This window comes from Thiorhodovibrio frisius, assembly GCF_033954835.1.
Classification (GTDB): domain Bacteria; phylum Pseudomonadota; class Gammaproteobacteria; order Chromatiales; family Chromatiaceae; genus Thiorhodovibrio; species Thiorhodovibrio frisius.
Genome location: NZ_CP121471.1, coordinates 377,374 through 398,677 on the forward strand (window position 1 = coordinate 377,374; position 21,304 = coordinate 398,677).

The window sequence follows — 21,304 nt, forward strand, 5'->3', positions numbered from 1 at the left end:
CGCGAGCCAAGTCCACGAGCCGCCACTCAATCCATCGCCACAAAAGAAAGGGAGACCTGTCCCGCGCGCGCAGCGAGCTCCGCGCAACCCTCAAGCACCGCGCGCGCAGCGAGAAAGAGTGCCAGCGGCCAGTCCCTGCCAATCCTGCAAGGCCAGTGGTTGCGAGACTTGTCCGCCCGCTGCGGCGAGTTCAGCGCGCGACCCGCGGCACCGCGCGGCGCACTCGCGCTCATTGGGTGCTGAGAGTCCGTCGAGCGCGCTCGTCGCCCTCCCGCCGCGCGCCTCACTGCGCGGGCGTGCGAAGCCCGCCCGCTCCGTTCGGCCCGCTCTGGGTGGGACTCCTCGCGCGCCAGGGCGCAGCGGCACGCTCGGCACGCGGCCCTCAGCACCGCGCGGCGCCATGCTCCCCCGCGCGGGCACGCAAACCACGCGTCCCCGCGCTCCTCCGCCTAGCACTCGCGCTCATTGGGTGCTGAGAGTCCAGAATGCCGCTCCTCGCCCACCACTGCGCGCGGCGCATGCGCATCTCCGCCCGTGTCGCTCTCGCTCCACCGGCTCCAATGCTCCGGCACACGCGCTCCGGGTGGGACTCGTCGCGGCCAGCGTGCCAGCTTAAAGTCATGGAGCAAGCCCGACACTCCGCGCGCGCTGCGCCGCGCTCATTGGGTGCGGTGCGTTCTTACAGGCCTAAACTCGCCCACCCGCCGCATGCGCGCAAATGCCGCGCACTCTCTGGGCCGGACTCGATACCGACCAAGCGTCTATGACGGTCGAAGACGATGATGCGGACCAAGTCAGAAGGCGGGTATCGGCCATGAGCCGACGTTGCCGGATGCTGCGATGAGCGCCCGGCCGCAGCGTGCTCGAGACTAACCTGATGCCCTAGCGCGCCGCATCCATCCCCGCCGCTGCTGCCAACTGCCGAGCACCGTGAGCAGGGCGGCCAGCACCGTGGCGATGTTGCGCGGCGGAACTCCGGGGGGATTGGGCGTCCATGATGTATGCTCCTGATGCTCATGCACCTGGGCGTTTCAGCGCTTTGGCATCGTACATGCGCTGATCGGCGATCTGCTCCAACGCCGCCATCTCCACCGCGTCCGTTGGATAGATGGCCACGCCAATGCTGGTGGTGACCGAGCGCTTGTCCGCGCTGGACCCGCAGTCGACAGTGATGCCGGCCACTGCCTGCTCGATGCGGTGCACGATTGCTTCGGCCCTATCGTGTGCGGCCAGATTGGGCACCAGCAGCTGAAACTCGTCGCCGCCAACGCGGGCGAAGAGGACCTCTTCGCGTAGCACCTCGTTGATTGCCTCGGCAACGCTCGCCAAGCACTGATCGCCGGCGGCATGACCACAGGCGTCGTTGATCGCCTTGAAACCATTCAAATCGATGGCAATCAGTGCGATACGCTGCCCATAACGCTCGGCTTTGCGCAGTTCCGCCTGAAATTCGGGGACAAAGCCGCGACGATTGAGCAGCCCGGTCAATGCGTCGCGATGGGCCATCTCATGCATGTGCAGATAGCGCTCACGCAGCCGCGCCATGAGTCCGGCAAAGCCGCTGTTGAGTTCATGCATTTCGCGACACAGCGGGACATCTGGGTGGAGGTGATAACGATAGTCGCTTACCTCTCGGCTCTCGGATAACTTGAGGTTGAGTCGCCGAATCGGTCGCACAAGCAGTCGCTCGACAAGCACGAATCCGACCAGAAGCGAGAATAGGGAAATCAAGTCGTGGGTGAGATGGATGTTGTGCTGAAGCGCCTTGATGGCTTCGCGCATCGTCTGTGCCACGGAGGCGACAGTCACGACACCCAGTACCTCGCCAACTTGGGCGTTGTGATGACAGCGCAGGCAGGCGGCGGTGGCTTTCAGCGGTCTGGCCATGCGAAGCAGCTGCTCGGTCTGGGAAAATTCTGCTTCGCCGGTGCTGAAGACCCGTTGCACATCCTCGGAACCTTCGCCCGGATGATAATGCTCGTGACCGTTACCAAATAGCTCGATGATCGATGCCGAGCGATACACGCGAATCTCAAGACCATCGCGGAGTTGCTCGAGCTCGGTAATATAGGTGCCGAGCCCTTTGGTCTCTTGATCAAGCTGAATGCGCGCCTCAATGTGTTGAGCAACCACCAGGGACAGGGCTTCGACTTGTTTCTTCGCGATGCGCTCCGCAGCCTGTTGCTCCGTCCTCTTACCGACGGTGGCGGAGACAAGCTCGTAGACCAGAATGGTTATAAGGATGAGCGCGACGAGCACCCATGTGATTGAAAGTCTGCGCAGGTTGAGCATCCTTTACCCCGTTAATTGTTGGTGCACACGCTCGATCAGATGCTCCGCGTCCTTGAAGCGGTATTTCCCCAGTAGCTGGTCCAATTCGTCGCGCTCGGCGGTCAGTTCCGCCGGCCAAGTCAGGGCTTGGAGCTGCTCGCGCTTGGCGCGGCAGCGGTTGGCGCGGCGAGCAAAGGTGTGGAAGAGCATGACGGTATGGTACTGCTTGGGATATCGGTTTTGCCAGTCAGGCTGGCTCCCTTTCTCTTAAAAATCCCGGTGGCGGGTTCAGATTGCGGATTCCACGCCCATCCGGCCACCGATTCCAGGATTATCCGGCCACTGATTCCACGCTGATCCGGCCACCCATTCCAGAGGCATCAGGCCACTGATTCCACGGTCATTCGGCCACCCCTGGCAGGAAGCGACGCAGGACCACGATCCACTATCCTCGGCCCCTTTTCGAAGCGAGGAGGTTGAGATGGAAAAATTAAAGGGTCCAGGTTCGATTTATTTCTTAGGAATTGCGCGCCGACTGATGCTGGCGTCATCGCATTTGCATCGAGCAAAGCGCCCGATGCTGCTCACAAGGTCGCCACATCCGCCACCCTGCGCTAAACTTCGGTCAAGCCCACCCAACGGAGACGCGCCATGCACGAACACCCCACCGGCGGCCGCGGCAACGACGAACCCAACTCTTGACCCGCAGCTCCCGCAACTGGCTCACCAAGCCGGGCAGCTTTGACCCGCTCAACACCGCCCGGCGTTTCCCCGCCAGCTCCCCGTTCGGCATCCCCGATCTCGCACCCCAAACCTTCGACCTCCCCGGCACCCCGCGCCTGCGCCCCTACCGCTCCCGCATCGATCGGCTCGACCGCGCCCGCGACATCTGCCACTTCTACCTCGACGACTACCGTTTCGAGACCACCTGGAATCGCCCGGAGGTCGGCTGGCGCCATGTCAGCGAATACTGGGCGACCTGCACCCCGGACTTCAGCCTTTACCCGTCCTGGCCGAGGGTGATGCAGCTCTGGCAGACCTACCGCGCCCGCTGGGTTGCGCGCTTCTGGCAAGAGCGTGGTTGCCGAGTGATCCCGACTGTCAACTGGAGCGACGAGGAAAGCTGGGCCTTCTGCTTCGACGGCATCCCCCCCCCAGCCAGACTCTGACCATCTCTGTCGCCGAACTGCGCCGCCCGCACGTCGAGCGCCGCTTCCGCACCGGCCTCGACGCCATGCTCGAGCGTCTGACTCAACAATCCGATCCAGGCTCCATTAATTCAGGCTCCATTAATTCCTATCTTGTGACGGAGTCCACCAACGAATGTTGATGAGATCAAACAGAAACTCGAGACTTTCGAGCGTAAATTTCCCGAGGCCGCAGTGCGCGCGGCGATGGCGCAGCGCGAGGCGATCACGCCCGTATTGTTGGAGTGCTTGCAGCGCGCTGCGGATGATCCGCAGGGTTTCGTGGATACCGATAACTCGCTGCTGCCGTTGTACGCGATGTTCCTGCTTGCGCAATTTCGCGAACGCGCCGCCTATCCATTGCTGGTGAAGCTCGTCTCCGCCCCTGCGGTAGCGGCAAGAAATACAAGAAGTGCTGCGGTTGATGAGGAACCACTTTTTTTGGGGTTGCTGTTGAAACATTCCCGTGGTCCACAATGACCAAGAGCGGCTGGTTCGCGCGCCGCTTTCGCGCCGCCAGCCTGTCGACATCACCGGCTTGGTGCGTTGCGATCAGTCGCTCCTACCGGATTTGACTGCCCGCCATGCTCGCAAGTCAGATGCGCCTGCACCATTTTGAGTTCGCCGTAAGAAACGTCATCGCCGAGGTGCTCCTTGACTGGCGTCAGCGCTTCGGTGCCCATCTCGGCGAAGACGGTGGTGATGCGCGCGAGCTTGTCCTGGTCGACAAAATCGGTGACTGCCAGCTCTCCGGTGCCAATGAAGTGGGCCAGATGGCCTTCGATGGTGGTGGTTTTCAGGGACCGCTCGGCGGCGATCTCGGCGATGCCCAGGCCCTCGCTGTAGAGGCGATAGCTGAGCCGGCGACTGTCGCCGGGCTGGACTTTGGTCTTGGGGTCGGCCCCTGATGGACCCTGATGCGCAACCGGGGGCGGATGCTGGGCGACAAGCTGGAGGATCTCGGCGCCATAACGCTCGGCGGTGCGCATGCCGATGCCTCGGATGGCCGCCAGCGCATCCAGGCTGTCGGGGCGGGTGGCGGCGATCTCGCGCAGCACGGCACGGGTCAGGATGCGATAGCGGGTTTCGCCGGTGCGCTCTTCGTCGGCTTGTTTCTGCTCGCGCCAGTGGCGCAGGGCTTCAAGCAGTGGGTCGTTCTTGCCATGCCCGGTCTGCGCGCCTGAGCCCTTCTTTGGTCGCGACCTGAGATGAGGTTCGTCGATTTTTGCCTTGGCCAGCGCTGCCAGATAGGTTTTGGCCGAGAAGCCTTCCCGGCAGCTTGCGATGCAGGCGGTCTTGATGGTCAGCAGCTTGCGCAGCTCCTCAAGTGCCTGGCCGAGGGTCTTGCGCAGGGCCTTGTTGTCGGTCTCGAACTCAAAAGCTTCGAGCCAGGGGCTGAGTCCCTCGGCGAGCTTCCCGAAGAAATAGGCCGAGGCTTTGCGCAGACGTTCCTGCAAGTCTGGATCATCCTCGGGAATCTGATCGGCGCGAAAACGGGCTTGCAGTTCACGCCGGAATTTGGTGCTGACGGTGACGACCTCTTCCATGGTCTGCTGCTCCAGCGCGTCGATCGACTCAATGGCTTGGGCGTCGCCATCGCAGCGCAGATCGATGACTCTGTGATTGCTGCGCAGCAGGCCAAGCAGCCGCCGCAGCCGAGCACCGAGCTGGTCGAAATCCCAGCACTCGCGCAGCAGCCGCTGCTGGTAGTCGATGCGCGCGGCATCGAGCTGGCCCTGGGTGGGCGGTTGCCGGGTGGCCTCGTCGACATAGTGAGAGACGCGCTGGTCAGTCTTGACCGCGTGGCGCGGGATGGGCGCGCTCAGCACCAGACCCTCGAGCGTCTTGCAGCGGCTGAGGCCGACATAGACCTGGCCATGGGAGAAGGCCGCGGCGGCGTCGATGATGGCGCGCTCGAAGGTCAGGCCCTGGCTTTTGTGAATGGTGATGGCCCAAGCCAGGCGCAGCGGGTATTGGGTGAACTTGCCGATGACCTCCTCGGTGATGGCCTTGGTGTCGGGGTCGATGTTGTAGCGGATGTTCTCCCAGGTGGCGGGCTCGACGGTGATGTCGCCATCATCGCCAGGGCAGCGCACCAGGATGCGCTCGCGCTCGAGCCGAGTGACGGTGCCGATTTTGCCGTTGAAGTAGCGCTTGTCTTCGCCGCTGTCGTTGCGCACAAACATCACTTGCGCGCCCTGTTTCAGCGTCAAGGTGGCGGCGGTTGGGTAACTGTGGGCCGGGTAGTCGTCCTCGATCTCCGCCTCGAACTCGCGCGGCTTGGCGGCGAGGGCGCGCAGCCGGGTGTCGTTGATCTGGTCGGCGGCGCGGTTGTGCGTGGTCAGGGTGATATAGCCATCCGCCTCCCTGGGCGTGAAGTCAGGCTGGTAGCGGGCATTGAGCTGCGCCATCGCGGCCTCATCGAGTCGGTTGTCGCGCACGGCATTGAGCAGCGCGATAAAGTCGGCATCGGATTGGCGATAGATGTGCGTAAGCTCGATGGGCACCACATCCATTGCCGCCAGTGCCCGGCTGCTGAAAAAATACCCGGAGCTGTAGAAGTCCCGCAAAATAGCCCAGTCCTGATCTGGCACCACGGGCGCGAGCTGGTGCAGATCGCCGATCATCAGCAGTTGCACGCCGCCGAAGGGCGCATCGGTTGCCCGCTCACGCCGCAGCATGAAGTCGACCGCGTCGAGCAGGTCGGCGCGCACCATGCTGATCTCGTCGATAATCAGCAGATCGAGGCTGGCGATGATGTCGCGCTTTTGCCGGTTAAAGCGCCGCTCCGCCGCCTGGCGCTGGGCCTCGCTGCCGGGCACGAAAGGCCCAAATGGCAGCTGAAAGAAGGAATGCAGAGTCACGCCCCCGGCGTTGATAGCCGCCACCCCGGTCGGCGCGGTGACCACCATGCGCTTGGGCAGGTCCGCCTTGAGGCTGTGCAGAAAGGTGGTCTTGCCGGTCCCGGCCTTGCCAGTCAGAAAAATGCTACGGTTGGTGTCGCGGACAAATGCCTGGGCCAGTTGCAATTGTGGATTCTGTATTGGCATCTGATTTGACCCGAATAAAAGGCGTTGCCCCGCTTCTTTAACCAAAGCATCCACGACCACCGGCGTTGGCAGCGGGACTGCTTGCTCCAGCGATTACTGAAACGGATGATTGGAATAGAATAAACACAGGATATCCCGACGGCTATAGGAGCCCATTCATTTGACCGCACCTTCCCCGCCACAACTGACGCTGCGCGCCGTGCTGACGGGCTTTGTGCTCGGCGCTTTGCTTGCGCCCTGCAACATCTACAGCGGGCTCAAGATCGGCTGGTCGTTCAATATGTCCATTGCTGCGGCGCTGTTGAGCTACGGATTCTGGGCGGGCCTGCATCGCCTGGGGCTGGCGCGGCCCTGGGGGATGCTCGAGAACAACATCAACCAGACCACGGCTTCATCGGCCGCGTCGATCATCTCCGCCGGTCTGGTGGCGCCCATCCCGGCATTGACCCTGCTCACCGGGCGCGAGCTGGCCTTTCCGCTGCTGGCCCTGTGGGTGTTTACCGTCAGCTTCACCGGCATCGTCATGGCCATCGGGCTGCGCCGGCAGATGCTCGTCGAAGAGCAGCTGCCCTTTCCCAATGGTGTGGCGGCGGCCGAGACTCTGCGCGAAATCTATGGTCGCGGGCGCGAGGCCATGACCCGCATCGCTTGGCTGCTCGGTGCGGGTCTGGCCGCTGGTGGGCTCAAGGCGGTGGATGCCTTCTGGCATCGACTGCCGGCGCTCACTTTCCCTTGGGGCGTCGATTTGGCGGCGGCCTGGGGGCTGGCGGCTCAGGGTGTCACCCAGCTTAGTCTGCGAAACCTGGGCTTTGTGCTAGAGCCCTCGCTGATGATGATTGGCTTCGGCGCCATTGTCGGCGCGCGCGTGGGGTTGTCGATGTTCGCCGGCGCGCTGCTTGCATGGGGCTGGCTTGGACCCTGGGTGGTGGCCCAGGGATGGATTTCTCCGGGGCCGGCCGACCCTACAGCGTCCTGGTTCGCGCCACTGCTCGACTGGCTGTTGTGGCCTGGGGTGACGCTGATGTTGGTCGCGTCCCTGACCTCCTTTGGCTTTTCTCTGTTTCGCCTGGCACGGCGCTGGGTGGCGCAAGGGCGCGGGCCACAGCGCGATGCACCCGAGGCCGAAGACCCGCGCCTGAGCATCCCCTGGAGCTGGTTCTGGGGCGGACTGGCGATCGCGTTGGTGATCTCCATCTGGGCGCAGCATGCCATTTTTGCCATTCCCATTGGTCTGGGTCTGCTGGCGGTGCTTTTGACCTTTGTCTTGGCCATTGTGGCAGCGCGGGTGTCGGGCGAGACTGGCATTCCGCCGATCGGCGCGTTGGGCAAGATCACCCAAGTCACCTTCGGCGTGCTGGCGCCAGCCAATACCACGGTTAATCTGATGGCGGCCAATGTTACCGGCGGTGCGGCCGGGCAGTGCTCCGACCTGCTCCATGACCTGAAAACCGGCCAGCTGATCGGTGCCCGGCTGCGCCTGCAAAGCATCGCGCAGGTCTTTGGCATCCTCTCCGGCGCGCTGGCTGGCAGCGCAGCCTATTTGGTTTTAATTCCCGATCCCCAGGCCATGCTGCTGACTGCTGAATGGCCGGCGCCGGCGGTGGCGACCTGGAAAGCCGTGGCTGAGGTACTGGCCGCCGGTCTGAGTACTTTGCCCGAGGGCACGGTGGCGGCCATGGCAGTCGCCGCTCTGGCAGGTATTGCCTTGGCTGTGGCCGAGGCGCTGGTGCCGGCCGAACGCCGCCACTGGGTGCCGAGCGCCCCAGCGCTCGGCTTTGCCTTTGTGATTCCGGCCTCAATCAGCCTGGCGCTCTGTCTGGGTGCGCTGCTTGGTGTGTTGGCCCGTGCGCTGGCGCCTGACTGGCAGCGACGCTTCCTGATCGTTGCCGCCGCCGGACTGGTGGCGGGTGAAAGCCTGGTCGGGGTGCTGGATGCCTTGATGCAAATGCTTGGCGGCGCAGGTCGGGCGCTGTAACCGGGAGCGAACAGGCGTGAGCGGAAAAATGTCGGCACGAACTCCGGCGAAGGGTTACCTTTAATGCTGGTGCCGGATTCGTGTTGATCCCGAGCGAAAACCTTATCGACACCGACTGACGCAGGTTGGTCCGGGTAACCGCCAGCCCGTGAGTTTGCAATTTCCACAGAGAATAACAGGAGCTTAAGACATGACAGAGAAAGTGATCATGCACCTGGTGGGGCCGCTTTCCAAGGCGCGCGGCTGGATGAAGTTTGCTGGGGTGTTGCTGATGATTCAGGGAGGAATAACGGCTTTGTCCATCGTGGGCATTTTGGTCGCCTGGCTCCCAATCTGGATGGGATTGCTGCTGTACAAAGCGAGCGACCAGATCGGCGAGGCCGAGCGCCTTGGCAGCGAGGCCGCATTGCAAGGGGCGCTCGAGCGGCTGGCGACTTACTTCAAGATTTTTGGCATTCTGCTGCTGATCGCTCTGGTTTTGGGTTTGGCCAGTGTTGTGGCTGCGTTGTTGATCCCGTCCTTGGTCAGCCTGCAGCCAGGTTCCATGTAATTTGCGGGGTGGCTCTAAACCCTCTCGGCTTGATCGGGGCTCGCCAATGGATTGTCCGATGAGGTTGGGCTTTGGTCTTGTGAGATAGCGAGTTGAACTGCCACCGGCTGGCTCGCGTCTGTGATTGCAGCAAATGGTTGCAGCGCTGGCGCGGGCTTGCTGTTTTTATCTGTTTCCTCTCAATGCCAATTCATTGCCGCTGATGCATTCTTTGCCATGAAACCCAGCGATCCATTTTTACTCGATCACGACCAACTTGCCGCCCTGTCTTCGGGCAAGGCCCTGCGCAATGCGGTGCGTTACGCTAATGCGCATCGGGTGGTCTCCAATCTGCGAGATGGGGCCAGTCTGCAAGGGGAGGTGGAGGACGAAACCGATGACGAACTTTATTGCGTCGAGCTGCACTGGGATGCCGATGCCGGTCTGACCAGCGCCTGCGATTGCGTGTCTGGTCACGAGGAGACCGATGGGGCTCCGGGCGGCGAAGAGTCCAGCCTCTGCGTCCATGCCCTCGCGCTGCTGATCGACCATGCCAAGGAGCCTGTCGATGGTCAGCTGGTGCGCGATGCCCAGGTTGCCGCATTGGAGGAACGCATCGCACGTGGCCGCGCCGAGGTACAGGTCGCGCCCCTGACTGCGGAGCTGCTCGATGAGGTTCCCGTCTATGGCACCTGGAGCGCGCGCTCGGTGCAGTCGACCACTCACTTTCCGGTCAGCTACCGGGTCCATGTGCGCTCGCTCGCGGCGCGAGCCAACTATTGCACCTGCCCGGATTTTGCCACCAACCAGCTTGGCACCTGCAAGCATATCGAGGCGGTGGTGCATCGCATCGACAAGCTGCATCCGCGTATCGATGAGCTCAAGCGCCAGCCGCCGCCGGTGGGCTATGTGTATCTGGATTGGGAGGCAGAGCGCGCGCCGCGCATTCGCCTGCATCGGGGCGCGGCGACCGATCCGGCACTCGAGCCGCTGCTTGATGACTATTTCGATGCCAGCGGCGACTTTCGCGGCCGCCCGGCGGAAGACTTTCCGCGTTTTGCCGCGCGCTTGGGTGAGCGCCCGGATTTACTGATTGGCGATGATGCCGCCGGCTATGCGCGCCGCCTGGCCGAGGATGCTAGCCGTGAGGTGCGCGCGCGGGCGATCGGTGAGCAGATTCGCGCCGGTGGCGGCCAGCTGCCGGGTGTGCGGGCGCGGCTCTATCCCTACCAAGTTGAGGGTGTGGCCTTTCTGGCCGGCCACGGACGCGCGCTGCTGGCCGATGACATGGGTCTGGGCAAGACCTTGCAGGCCATTGCCGCCGCCTATTGGCTGCATCGCCACGAGCAGGTCGAGCGGGTGCTGATCGTTTGTCCTGCCTCGCTCAAGCTGCAATGGGCGCGGGAGATCGAGAAATTCACTGGCGAGCGCGCGCGGATCATCCAGGGGCCAATCGGCTCGCGCCAGGTTCAATATAGCGGCGGGCGCGGCTTTTTCGTCGTCAACTATGAGCTGGTCATGCGCGACCTCACCGTCATCAACGAGCGCCTGCGCCCGGACCTGCTGATTCTCGACGAGGCGCAGCGCATCAAGAATTGGCGCACCAAGATCGCCTCGGCGGTGAAGCGTGTCGGCTCGCGCTATGCCTTCGTGCTGACCGGCACCCCGCTTGAGAACCGGCTCGAGGATCTCTACAGCCTGATGCAGGCGATTGACGCGCGCGTGCTAGGCCCTCTTTGGCGCTACATGGTGGATTTTCACATCACCGACGAGCGCGGCAAGGTGCTCGGCTACCGCAATCTCTCCGAGCTGCGCCGGCGGCTCAAGTCCGTCATGTTGCGCCGCGACCGCACCCTGGTGCGTGATCAGCTACCGGAGCGCATCGAAACCCGCATCGATCTGGAGCTGACCGCAGCCCAGCAGGACATTCATGATGATGCGGTCAGTGCCGCCGCGCGTCTGGCGCAGATCATGAAGCGCCGGCCGCTGACGCCCTCGGAACAGAACCGCATGATGGCCGCATTGCAGCGTGCGCGCATGGCCTGCGATGCGGCGGAGCTAGTGGATGAGCACAGTGTCGGCTCGCCCAAGCTTGATGAGCTGGAAACCATTTTGACCGAGCTGTGCGTCAACACGGGCCTAAAAGCCGTGGTGTTCTCGCAATGGGAACGCATGACTGCACTGGCCGAGCGGCGCGCCCGCGCGCTGGGGCTGGGTACGGTCCGCCTGCATGGCGGTGTGCCTACGGTGAAACGCGGTGCCCTGATGGACGCCTTCCGTGAGGATGATAGCGTCCAGGTGTTCCTTTCGACCGACGCTGGCGGCGTGGGGCTAAATCTTCAGAATGCCGCCGTGCTGGTGAATCTCGATATCCCCTGGAACCCAGCCGTGCTCGATCAGCGCATCGCCCGGGTGCATCGTCTCGGTCAGACGCAAAAGGTTCAGATTCTGCTGTTGGTGGCGGCGGGTTCTTATGAGGAGCATGTGCTGTCGCTGGTGCAGGGCAAACGCCATCTGTTCGACAATGTGGTCGATCCGGACGCGACCGAGGAAGTGGTTGGTGTCTCCAAGCGCCTGGCCGAGGTACTGGCCGAGGATTTGGCCACCACGGCGGAGGCCGACCCGGATGTGCGTCCGGAATCAGCTGCGGAAACAGCCGGGGAGCAGGCCCCCGAGGCACCCGCCGAGTTGGCAGATTCTGCACCCCCGAACTTGGCGCAAGGCCAACGCAGCGGCGAGAATGCCGCGCACAACGAGGCGGTGCGCCAGGCGGTGCTCGGCTTGCAGCAGCGTTTTGGCATTCGCATTGAGCGCATTCTCGGCACCCGCCCGCGTCAGGGGCTGGCCGGCGGCCTGCTGCTGGTGCTCGATCAGGTCAGTGCCGAGGATGATCGTCTTGCTGCCGAGATCACGACCGAACTGCCGGCTGCGGTGCCGGTGGCACTGATCGATAAACGCACGCTCGCCAGCTTAAATCGCCTGGGCGACGCCTCGCCGGTCGCCGACAGCGAGCCGCTCTATGAGCCCCCGCCGCAATCACAGCCGAATGCGGCCAGTGCCCTTCTGGTCAAGCGCGCGCGCGACAACCTCGAGGCATCTGGCGTGTTGGCTGAGCATGGCCGCATGGCTACCGCGATGGAATTGCTGATGAAATCCCTGCTGGCAGCCGCCTGTCTGCGCACGGGCCGCGAGGAGGCGCCCACCGCCCAGACTGCCGGCGTCTGGTTGCATACCGAGGTGTTGCCAAGCGGGGTTTTGTCCGCCGCCGAAGGGGCGTTGCTGACCCGCGCCCTGTCGCTCGCGCACAGCGGCGATGCGCTGCCGCCGGCATTGCTCGCGGAGTTGATTGACGAGACTCGGGTTTTTGTGGAGCAGGCGACGGGAATGCAAACCGGCTCAGTTTCTGGCTAATGCTTCTCGCTGTTGTGCACGAATAAGCTATCGATCTTCGTGTCAGTGACCGATGGGGTCGGGCCAGGTTTGGGTCGGGTAACGCGCGCGGGGGACGCCGTGAATACATCCCTGTAGGCTTCCCGGCGGCGTCCTGCCGCCGAGACCCCCGCGCACGTTACCCGACCCAAACCCCAAGCATTGTGGCTACTGATAGTTTGCTGATCTTCAAGAGTTGGAGGCTTGGGCAAAATGGGCGCGATTTCGTTTGTTGCTTGAAGTCACAAACCAAGCGCCTCAGCCGGTCCCTTGCCCGCCCGAAGGATTGCGGGCGTATCGCCGGTCATGTCTACCACTGTAGTCGGTTCGGTGCCGCAGAAGCCGCCGTCGATGATCAAATCCACACAGTGCCCGAGCATCTCGCGCATCTCGTAAGGATCGGTCAGGGGGTCACTATCCTCGGGCATGATGAGCGTCGTGCTTAAAATCGGCTCGTCGAGCGCGCTGAGCAGGGCGCGGCAGATAGGGGTGTCCGGTACCCGGATGCCGATCGCCTTGCGCTTGGGGTGTAGCAGACGGCGCGGCACCTGCTTGGTGGCCTGATAGATAAAGGTATAGGGTCCGGGCGTCAGGGATTTCAGCAGTCGGTAGTCCTGGTTGTCGATGCGCGCATAGGTGGCAATCTCGGACAGGTCGCGGCACACCAGGGTGAAATTGTGCTTGTCATCCAGCCGGCGGATGCGGCGAATGCGCTCCATCGCCGCCTTATCGCCGATATGACAGCCAAGGGCATAGCAGGTATCAGTCGGGTAGATGACCACGCCGCCAGTGCGAAAAATCTCAGCAGCGCGCTCGACCAAGCGCGGCTGGGGATTGTCTGGGTGAAGATCGAAGAATTGTGCCATGCGGGGTGCTCTGCTCAGGCTGCGGCGCTTGCCAGCGGGCTGTCGGTATGGGTGATCCCTGGGGCGTCTGGCCAGTCGTGCCAGATGGGTGTGCAGCCCTCTGGTAGGGCTGGCAGTCGGCCGAGTTCGATCCAGGGTTGCTCGGGACTGTGAAAGTCCGAACCGGCCGAGGCCAGCAGCCCCTGCTCGCGCGCATGGCGGGCGAAGACGAAATACTCATCGCGGCTGTGGCTGCCGGAGACAACCTCAATGCCGGTGCCGCCAGCGGTCTTGAACTCGCTGATCAGGCGCAAGAGCTTGGAGCGCGTCAGGCCATAGCGGGCCGGGTGGGCGATGACGGCCTGACCGCCGGCGGCGCAAATCCAGCCGACTGCATCCGAAAGTGCCGCCCATTCGCCGCGCACATGTCCAGGCTTGCCCTTGACCAGAAAATGCTTGAACACCCCACGCATGTCGTCCGCCGCGCCGCGAGCAACCAGAAAGCGCGCAAAATGCGTGCGCCCGAGCAGCCGACCGTTGGACAGGGCTTTGGCACCCTCGTAGGCACCGGCATAGCCGGCTTTATCTAGGCGCAGGCCGATTTCCTTGGCGCGCCAGAGGCGAAAAGTGCGCAGGCTTTCAAGCCCCTGGTTCAACTCCGGGTTGTTAGTATCGACGCCCAGCCCAATGATGTGGACTGTCTGGTTTTGCCAGGTGACCGAAATCTCAACGCCGGGTACCAGTTGCAGACCGCAGCGATTCGCCGCCTGACGGGCTTCCGGGATGCCGGCCAGGGTGTCATGATCGGTCAGCGCCAGCATGGTGACATCAGCCGCTGCCGCACGCGCCACCAACTGCTCGGGACTCAGGGTGCCGTCTGATGCGGTGGAGTGGGTGTGAAGGTCGGGGGATTTGAACATCGGCTAATTCTAACCGAATTGCTCGGGTTTTATCCTGTGCGCCTTGCGTGCATCCGGGCGCGAGGCTGCTAGAATGCCCATCTGCACCAGCTTGCCAGCTGATTGGCCAGGTATTTGATCAGTTGGCTGATCAGTTCTTTGGCCAGCCCTCTGGCCAGCTCAAGCGACCACCTTAAGCCAGCGGGCGCGCCCCGCCCGAACAGCCCCACACCATATGAAATTTCTTACCGATTTTCTGCCGGTTATTCTGTTTTTCATCGCCTACAAGCTCTACGGGATTTATGCAGCCACAGTGGTGGCCATCGCCGCCGCGGCCATACAGGTCGGCTGGACGCGCTGGCGTCATGGGCGGGTTGAAACAATGCATCTGGCGACCCTGGTTCTGTTGCTGCTGTTCGGTGGCCTGACGCTGGCGCTGCGCGATCCAATTTTTGTGATGTGGAAGCCGACCATCATTAACTGGCTGTTCGCCGCCGTTTTTTTTGGCAGCTTCTGGATCGGCGATAGGCCCTTAACGGAGCGCATGATGGGGGTGGCCGTGCAGGTGCCTCGGCCCATCTGGCGCCGGCTCAACTGGGCTTGGGTGGGCTTCTTTTTTGTGTCTGGTCTGATCAACATCTATGTGATCTACTTCGGCAGCGGCTTTTTTGACGCCCAGCAGGCGCTGCTAGCGGCCAGCGGTGAGCGTCAGATCGATCTTGCCCAATGTGCGGCCTCTTTTAGTGGCGAAGTGCTGGCGCTTTGTGAGTTAGCCCATGCCAGCGAGGCGATTTGGGTCAACTTCAAGCTCTTCGGTATGATGGGGCTGACCCTGGTGTTCGTGGTGGCGCAAGGGTTCTACCTCGCACGCCACATGCAGCCGACCGAGGGCGGCACCTGTGGGCTTGAGGCCAATTCGGCCATCGGTTCCGCGACAGGCTCGCAACCCGACCGGGAAGCCGCCTCCGCTGAGCAGGCGCCCCCTTCGCCGTCCGGTCCCAAGCCGTTCTGAGCGGCCAATCATTACAAAACCGTCATCGCCGGAGCTAATCCCCTTTGCTATACGTCATTATCTCGCATGATCGCCCCGACAGCTTGCAGGCCCGTCGCGGGGCGCGACCAGCGCATCTTGAGCGGCTGCTGGCATTGCAGACCGAGGGCCGTCTGGTATTGGCGGGGCCCCATCCGGCGGTGGATGCGACCGACCCGGGCGAGGCCGGCTTTACTGGATCGCTGGTGGTGGCTGAGTTCGCCGATCTGGCGGCCGCGCGGACCTGGGCCGACCAGGATCCCTATATGGCAGCCGGTGTTTATCAGCAGGTCGAAGTCAAGCCTTTTGTAAAGGTGCTGCCGGCCTAACGCTCATGGTCTCGGCGACCCCACAGGATGAATCCCTGTGATTGATGGCATAAAGATCGGGCTGCGCCGAGTTGTCTTGTCTCTCAACTTACGTTTTAGGACTAACGCAATGACTCATACCACGGAAAAACTGTTTAAAACCTTACCTTTGTGCGCGGCCATCGGCTTTGGCGCCATGACCATGGGAATGGGCGCCGCAATGGCGCAAGGCGACGAGAATCCAGCGAATGATCCCTCCACTGCGATTGTGACCGTCAACGGCGTCGAGTATCCCCTTGATGTGTTTCGCATGTTTTACAACGAGCGCTTGCAGGGCAATGAGAATACGCCCGAAATGCAAGAGCGGGCCTTTAATGACTTCCTGAGTTTGATTGTGGCCTCGCAGCAGGCCGAGACGGACAATCTGGAGACCAACCGCGAAGTACAAGCCGCGCTTGAGCTGCGTCGCATGATGATTTTGTCATCGGCGACATTGCAAGAATGGACTGCGCAGGCCCAGCCCAGCGAAGAGGATCTCAAGAAAGCCTATGAGCAATTCGCCGAGCAGGCCAAGCGCACCGAATACAGAGCTCGCCATATCCTGCTCGACGATCAAGAAAAGGCCCAGGACATCATCAAGCAACTGAAGAAGAAAAAGGGCAAAAACTTCGAGAAGCTCGCCGAGGAGAACTCCCTCGGCCCAACCGCCGAGAAAGGCGGCGATCTCGGCTGGTTCGACTCGCGCCAGATGGTCAAGCCCTTCGCCGACGCGGTGGCTGAAATGGAAGTTGGCACCTTTACCACTGAGCCTGTCCAGACCCAGTTCGGCTGGCATGTGATCATGCTTGAAGAGGTCCGGGACGCCGAGCCCCCGTCTTTCGAGGAAGTAAAGCCTGAACTCGAGGCACGCCTGAAAAGCCAGATCGTGCTCGATAAGATCAATGAGCTGCGAGAAAAGGCCAAGGTTGAGCTCAATGAGGATGTCGTCAAGATGAAGAAAGGCGCCGAAGACCCAGCCGAGGCCGGTGATGGCGACAAAAAAGCCGACTGATCGGGGCCGAGTCTGACCCTTGCTGTCTCGCCGCTGACTAACCGGCGCCGTCTTATCTGCAAACTCACCACCGGATCGGCTGGCGGCGCGCGCCCCAGTCGCCCGGCTTGGGCTCGAAGACACCAGCGCAAGGGATGCCGCATTGGGTGCAAGTGCCGCTTGCGCTCAGCTTCCAGGCACCGAGTTGGTACCAGTCGCGCTCAATGAGCAGCGTGCCACAGGCATGGCACCAGGTGCTGGCGCCATCGCGATCATGCACATTGCCGGTGTAAACATGGTGCAGGCCATGTGCGCGGGCGATGTGGCGCGCGCGGGTCAGGGTGGCGGGGGGTGTTGGCGGCAGGTGGCGCAGTTTGAAGTCCGGGTGAAAGGCGGAAAAATGCAGTGGCACCTCGGTGCCCAGGTCATCGCTGATCCAGGCGCACAGGGCGGCAAGCTCGGCGTCGCTGTCATTGACGCCGGGGATTAGCAGGGTGGTGATTTCCACCCAAGTGGTGGTCTCCTGCTTGAGATATTCCAGCGTCTCGAGCACTGGGCCGAGTTGGCCGCTACAGTGCTGGCGGTAAAAATCCTCGCTGAAGGCTTTAAGATCAATGTTCGCAGCGTCCATGTCGGCAAAGAAGACTTCGCGCGCGCCGGGGCTGATGTACCCGGCGGTGACGGCGACATTGTTAACCCCCAACGCATGGCATTCCTGTGCGGTATCGCAGGCATATTCAAGAAAAATCACCGGGTCGTTGTAGGTGTAGGCCACCGAGCGGCAGCCATGGCTGTGGGCCGCTTGGGCGATTTGCTCCGGGCTTGCCGTAGCGGCCAGGGTGTCGGCAGCGCGCGATTTGCTGATGTCCCAGTTCTGGCAATAATCGCAGGTCAGGTTGCAACCGGCAGTACCGAAGGACAGCACCGGGGTGCCGGGCAGGAAGTGATTCAGCGGCTTTTTTTCGATCGGGTCGATGCAGAAGCCGCTCGAGCGCCCATAGGTCAGCAGTTCCATTCGGCCCTGGCTGGCACCGCGCACAAAGCACAGCCCGCGCTGGCCCTCGCGCAGCCGGCAGGCTCGCGGGCAGAGGTCGCACTGGATGCGGCCATCCGCGAGCAGGTGGCTGAAGCCTTGATGGCGGGCGGCAGTGTCGGTCGTTACCTTGAGTGTCATGGTCGTCGGTTCTCGCCCAAGTCAAAACCATCGTCTAGACTGTAAAATGCGGTCGCGGATTTGAGCATCCCTCTGTTATTTGACCAGCATCGGGAGCACTTTGCATGACGACCATTCGCCACGCCTGCGTTGCCGGCACTTTTTATCCAGCCGACCCGGCCCATCTGCGCGCCGAGATCGACGCTTGTTTCGCGCAGCGTGCGCCTGCGAACGCTCCTGGGCTGGCGGGCGAGCGCATCAAAGCGCTCATTGTGCCCCATGCGGGTTATGTGTATTCCGGCCCGGTAGCGGCCAGCGCCTATGCCAGCCTTCAGCCACAGGCGGATGAGATCCGGCGCGTGGTGCTGCTTGGCCCCGCGCACCGGATGCCTTTCCAGGGACTCGCGCTCAGTGCTGCCGATGCCTGGCAGACTCCCCTTGGGTCGGTGCCCGTGGCGCGTTCAGCTTGCGAGCAACTGCTGGTCTTCCCTCAGGTCGAGAGGCTGGACGCGGCCTTCGACGGCGAGCATAGCCTGGAAGTGCAGCTGCCCTTTCTGCAACGCCTGCTGGGCGATTTTGAGCTCATCCCGCTGTTGGTGGGAGCCGCTAGCGCCGCCGAGGTGGCCGAGGTGTTGGAGTCGCTCTGGGGCGGCGATGAGACTCTGATCCTCATCAGCTCTGATCTGAGTCATTTTCTTGACGATACCAGCGCGCGGGCGCTCGATGCCCAAACAGCCGCGGCCATTTTGCGCCTGGAGCCCGAGTTGATCGGTCCCGAGCAGGCCTGCGGGCGCTATCCGATGGGCGGCTTGTTGCGCATTGCCCGGATGCGTGGGTTAAAACCCGAGCAGCTTGATTTGCGTAATTCCAGTCAAACCGCCGGATCACCTGATCGGGTGGTAGGCTATGGGGCCTATGCCTTCCACTGACAGCCAAGTTGACGCGGCCGGTCCAACCAGGTCAGACCCTTTGTTCGCTACCGCAGACCGCCGGCGCCTGCTCGTCATCGCGCGTGACTCCATCGCCGATGGGCTTGCGCATGGGCGCGCTGCGAGCGTCGATCCGACCGGCGAGAGCCCAGCGCTACAGGCACCGGGCGCGGCCTTTGTGACTTTGGAGCTGCACGGTCAGTTGCGCGGCTGTATCGGCAGTCTGGAGCCGCATGGGCAACGCAGCCTGGCGGCCGATGTGAGCGAAAACGCCTATGCCGCCGCCTTTCGCGATCCGCGTTTTGCGCCGCTCGGGCAGCATGAGCTGGCGGCGTTGCACATTAGTATCTCGGTCATCGGTCCGCGCGAGCCCATTGCCTGCGCGAGCGAGAGCGACTTGCTGGCGGCCCTGAGCCCTGGCGTTGATGGCCTGATTCTCGAAGCCGGGGCGTGCCGTGGTACCTTTCTGCCCTCGGTGTGGGAGCAGCTGCCGCGCCCGGCGGATTTTCTGCGGCATCTCAAACGCAAGGCCGGCTTGGCTGAGAATCAATGGCCGGAAAATCTGCAAGCCTGGCGCTATCGCACGGAATACTTTGGCGAGTGACTTACACCAATCGCAAATGGTTTTTGGTTTTGGGGCGGGTGACGGCCACGGGGGTCTCGGCGGCAAGGATGCCGCCGGGAAGCCTACAGGGATGTATTCATGGCGTCCCCCGTGGCTGTCACCCGCCCCAGAACGAGCCGAAATCTCATAGGGTTTCGGTATAAACAGGCAACCCAGCCCCAACCACAGTGAATGATCCTCCATTAGCCGGACTCTTTCTGGCGCTGATCGGCCTGCTCATTTTGTCAGGCTTTTTTTCCGGTTCAGAGACGGCGCTGATGACCCTGAACCGCTATCGGTTGCGGCATCAGGCTGACCAGGGGCATCGCGGAGCCCAGCTTGCCCAGCGCCTGCTTGAGCGGCCTGACCGGCTGATTGGCCTGATCCTGCTGGGCAATAATTTTGTCAACATTCTGGCATCCTCGCTCGCGACGGTGATTGCCCTGCGCCTGGGCGGGGAGGGAGCGATTGCGATCGCCGCAGGCCTTCTGACGCTGGTGGTTCTGGTGTTCTCCGAGGTGAGCCCCAAGACGCTGGCCGCCCTGCACCCGGAGCGAGTCGCTTATCCGGCTGCCTTTGTCTATGTGCCCCTGCTCCGGCTGCTCTATCCCATCGTCTGGCTGGTCAATTTAATCGCCAACAGCCAGCTGAAGCTGCTCGGCGTGCGCATGGATGACCAAAACGGCCAGGCACTGAGCCGGGAAGAACTGCGCACCGTCGTCACCGAGGCCGGTGCCATGATCCCCGAGCGCAGCCGCGACATGCTGCTGGCGATTCTGAACCTGGAGCAGGCGACGGTGGAAGACATCATGGTGCCGCGCCATGAGGTGGAAGGCATTGACTTGCAGGATGATGAAGAAGACATCCTGAACACCATCAAGCGTTCGAGCTATGCGCGGCTGCCGCTATTCGACGGCAGCATCGATAATGTGGTTGGCATTTTTCACGCCCGCAGTGCGCTCGGCGGCCTGCCTGAAGGTGATGAGCTGAAGGATGCGCTCTGCGGGCTGGCGCGCGAGCCCTATTTTGTTCCCGAGGGCACTCGGCTCTATCAGCAACTCATCAACTTCCAGCGCGCCAAGGAGCGTATGGCCTTGATTGTCGATGAGTATGGCGATTTTCAGGGCATGATCACCCTGGCTGATCTGGTCGAGGAAATCGTCGGCGAGATCACCACAGATCCATCGGACTCCTTTCCCGACATCCACCGCAATGAGGACGGCAGCCTGTTGCTCGATGGCAGCATCAATGTGCGCGAACTCAATCGCGCACTGCGTTGGGAGCTGCCGACCGATGGCCCCAAGACGCTGAACGGGCTGATTCTGGACTACATGGAAACCATCCCCGAGCCCGGCACCAGTCTGAAACTGAGCGGCTATCCACTGGAGATCCTGCAGGCCGACGACACGGCGGTGAAGACGGTGAAAACCATTGCGCAGGAGCAACTGGAGTCCGATGCGGCGGCGCCTCCAATCGCAGCTCCTGAGTATTCCAAGCACGGGACCGCATGAGCAAGCAGCCATGAGCATACCGGACACCTTTGTGCAGGCGGATGCTTTGGGCATCCGCCTCGAGATCGTCAATGGCCTCCCGATCTGGGAAGCGCAGCCGGTCTATCGGCACCAGAAGCATGTTGATCGCATTGCGCAATCTCTGCGCCAGTTGCCTGAACAGAAGTCGGGGCAGGGGGCGGCGGACAGGCTCGCCTGCGGCTGTATCTCAGCTAAGGATGTCTATATTCAGTTTCCGAACGGTCTGAAGCGCCCGGACATTTCCATCTTCTGCCAGGAGCCGCCGGAGGAGGAACAGGACTCCGTGCTGACAACAATTCCAGAGGCTGTTATTGAGGTCGTCAGCAAAGGCTATGAGGCCAAGGACTTGGAAGTCGGCCCACCCTTCTATCTGTCGCAGGGCGTGAAAGATGTATTGGTATTCGATCCGGCAACCCTGTTGGTGCTGCATCTGCGCCACGGCAATGTCAGCCGACAACTCGCGCCGGTTGAAATCGACCTTGCTTGCGGTTGTCGGGTGAGCCTTTAGCCGCCCTTTGCCCATCTGGCAGGGT

At 62.4% G+C, this 21,304-nt stretch carries 18 protein-coding genes; 12 read left to right on the top strand and 6 right to left on the bottom strand.

The window, feature by feature from the left end:
- Window positions 1-1,014: 1,014 nt before the first annotated feature.
- Both Thiofri_RS02015 and Thiofri_RS02020 read right to left on the bottom strand, forming a co-directional pair.
- The gene (locus tag Thiofri_RS02015; protein WP_009150078.1) at window positions 1,015-2,292 is read right to left on the bottom strand and encodes a diguanylate cyclase domain-containing protein; all 1,278 of its coding nucleotides are present in this window, start codon (window positions 2,290-2,292) and stop codon (window positions 1,015-1,017) included.
- A 3-nt stretch (window positions 2,293-2,295) separates the two neighbouring features.
- Window positions 2,296-2,481: a hypothetical protein gene (locus Thiofri_RS02020; RefSeq protein WP_009150077.1), complete on the bottom strand. Its 186-nt coding sequence runs from the start codon at window positions 2,479-2,481 to the stop codon at window positions 2,296-2,298.
- Window positions 2,482-2,969: 488 nt separating this feature from the next.
- On the opposite strand from Thiofri_RS02020, the gene Thiofri_RS02025 reads away from it, so the two are divergent.
- Window positions 2,970-3,440: a DUF4417 domain-containing protein gene (locus Thiofri_RS02025; protein WP_009150076.1), complete on the top strand. Its 471-nt coding sequence runs from the start codon at window positions 2,970-2,972 to the stop codon at window positions 3,438-3,440.
- A 213-nt stretch (window positions 3,441-3,653) separates the two neighbouring features.
- Window positions 3,654-3,938, top strand: a complete 285-nt coding sequence (locus tag Thiofri_RS24940) for a DUF1186 domain-containing protein (RefSeq protein ID WP_009150075.1) — start codon at window positions 3,654-3,656, stop codon at window positions 3,936-3,938.
- A 50-nt stretch (window positions 3,939-3,988) separates the two neighbouring features.
- Here the strand turns inward: Thiofri_RS24940 and Thiofri_RS02035 are convergent, their stop codons facing one another.
- Entirely contained in the window at window positions 3,989-6,508 is a 2,520-nt protein-coding gene (locus tag Thiofri_RS02035; protein WP_009150074.1) for a helix-turn-helix domain-containing protein, read from the bottom strand.
- 160 nt (window positions 6,509-6,668) lie between these two features.
- Between Thiofri_RS02035 and Thiofri_RS02040 the strand changes: the two genes are divergently transcribed.
- From Thiofri_RS02040 to Thiofri_RS02050, 3 genes are all read left to right on the top strand, one after another.
- Window positions 6,669-8,483, top strand: a complete 1,815-nt coding sequence (locus tag Thiofri_RS02040) for an OPT family oligopeptide transporter (RefSeq protein ID WP_009150073.1) — start codon at window positions 6,669-6,671, stop codon at window positions 8,481-8,483.
- Window positions 8,484-8,673: 190 nt separating this feature from the next.
- Window positions 8,674-9,033, top strand: a complete 360-nt coding sequence (locus tag Thiofri_RS02045; protein ID WP_009150072.1) for a DUF5362 domain-containing protein — start codon at window positions 8,674-8,676, stop codon at window positions 9,031-9,033.
- A gap of 216 nt (window positions 9,034-9,249) precedes the next feature.
- Window positions 9,250-12,423 (top strand): DEAD/DEAH box helicase, encoded by a 3,174-nt coding sequence (locus Thiofri_RS02050; RefSeq protein WP_009150071.1) that lies wholly within the window; start codon window positions 9,250-9,252, stop codon window positions 12,421-12,423.
- A gap of 260 nt (window positions 12,424-12,683) precedes the next feature.
- Here Thiofri_RS02050 and Thiofri_RS02055 read toward each other — a convergent pair whose 3' ends face one another.
- Together Thiofri_RS02055 and Thiofri_RS02060 are read right to left on the bottom strand one after the other, a co-directional pair.
- Window positions 12,684-13,307: an L-threonylcarbamoyladenylate synthase gene (locus Thiofri_RS02055; RefSeq protein WP_009150070.1), complete on the bottom strand. Its 624-nt coding sequence runs from the start codon at window positions 13,305-13,307 to the stop codon at window positions 12,684-12,686.
- 14 nt (window positions 13,308-13,321) lie between these two features.
- On the bottom strand, window positions 13,322-14,206 hold the full coding sequence (locus Thiofri_RS02060) for a PHP domain-containing protein (RefSeq protein ID WP_009150069.1): 885 nt from the start codon (window positions 14,204-14,206) through the stop codon (window positions 13,322-13,324).
- A 214-nt stretch (window positions 14,207-14,420) separates the two neighbouring features.
- Here Thiofri_RS02060 and Thiofri_RS02065 point away from each other — a divergent pair, with 214 nt between their 5' ends.
- The 3 genes from Thiofri_RS02065 to Thiofri_RS02075 all read left to right on the top strand — a co-directional run bounded on the left by Thiofri_RS02065 (window position 14,421) and on the right by Thiofri_RS02075 (window position 16,574).
- A complete protein-coding gene (locus Thiofri_RS02065) occupies window positions 14,421-15,197 on the top strand; it encodes an inner membrane-spanning protein YciB (RefSeq protein ID WP_009150068.1) in 777 nt (258 codons plus the stop codon).
- Between the two features lie 44 nt (window positions 15,198-15,241).
- Window positions 15,242-15,544 (top strand): YciI family protein, encoded by a 303-nt coding sequence (locus Thiofri_RS02070; protein ID WP_009150067.1) that lies wholly within the window; start codon window positions 15,242-15,244, stop codon window positions 15,542-15,544.
- 109 nt (window positions 15,545-15,653) lie between these two features.
- A complete protein-coding gene (locus tag Thiofri_RS02075; protein ID WP_009150066.1) occupies window positions 15,654-16,574 on the top strand; it encodes a peptidylprolyl isomerase in 921 nt (306 codons plus the stop codon).
- Window positions 16,575-16,638: 64 nt separating this feature from the next.
- Here the strand turns inward: Thiofri_RS02075 and amrS are convergent, their stop codons facing one another.
- Window positions 16,639-17,727, bottom strand: a complete 1,089-nt coding sequence (gene amrS, locus Thiofri_RS02080) for an AmmeMemoRadiSam system radical SAM enzyme (protein ID WP_009150065.1) — start codon at window positions 17,725-17,727, stop codon at window positions 16,639-16,641.
- Window positions 17,728-17,831: 104 nt separating this feature from the next.
- On the opposite strand from amrS, the gene amrB reads away from it, so the two are divergent.
- The 4 genes from amrB to Thiofri_RS02100 all read left to right on the top strand — a co-directional run bounded on the left by amrB (window position 17,832) and on the right by Thiofri_RS02100 (window position 21,279).
- Window positions 17,832-18,635 carry an AmmeMemoRadiSam system protein B gene (gene amrB / locus Thiofri_RS02085; RefSeq protein WP_009150064.1) on the top strand — a complete coding sequence of 268 codons (804 nt, stop codon included), beginning with the start codon at window positions 17,832-17,834 and terminating at the stop codon, window positions 18,633-18,635.
- Entirely contained in the window at window positions 18,622-19,239 is a 618-nt protein-coding gene (gene amrA, locus Thiofri_RS02090; protein WP_009150063.1) for an AmmeMemoRadiSam system protein A, read from the top strand. Before amrB ends, amrA begins: the two co-directional genes overlap by 14 nt.
- A gap of 188 nt (window positions 19,240-19,427) precedes the next feature.
- Window positions 19,428-20,750 carry an HlyC/CorC family transporter gene (locus Thiofri_RS02095; protein WP_009150062.1) on the top strand — a complete coding sequence of 441 codons (1,323 nt, stop codon included), beginning with the start codon at window positions 19,428-19,430 and terminating at the stop codon, window positions 20,748-20,750.
- Window positions 20,751-20,760: 10 nt separating this feature from the next.
- A complete protein-coding gene (locus tag Thiofri_RS02100) occupies window positions 20,761-21,279 on the top strand; it encodes a Uma2 family endonuclease (protein WP_009150061.1) in 519 nt (172 codons plus the stop codon).
- Window positions 21,280-21,304 lie beyond the last annotated feature (25 nt).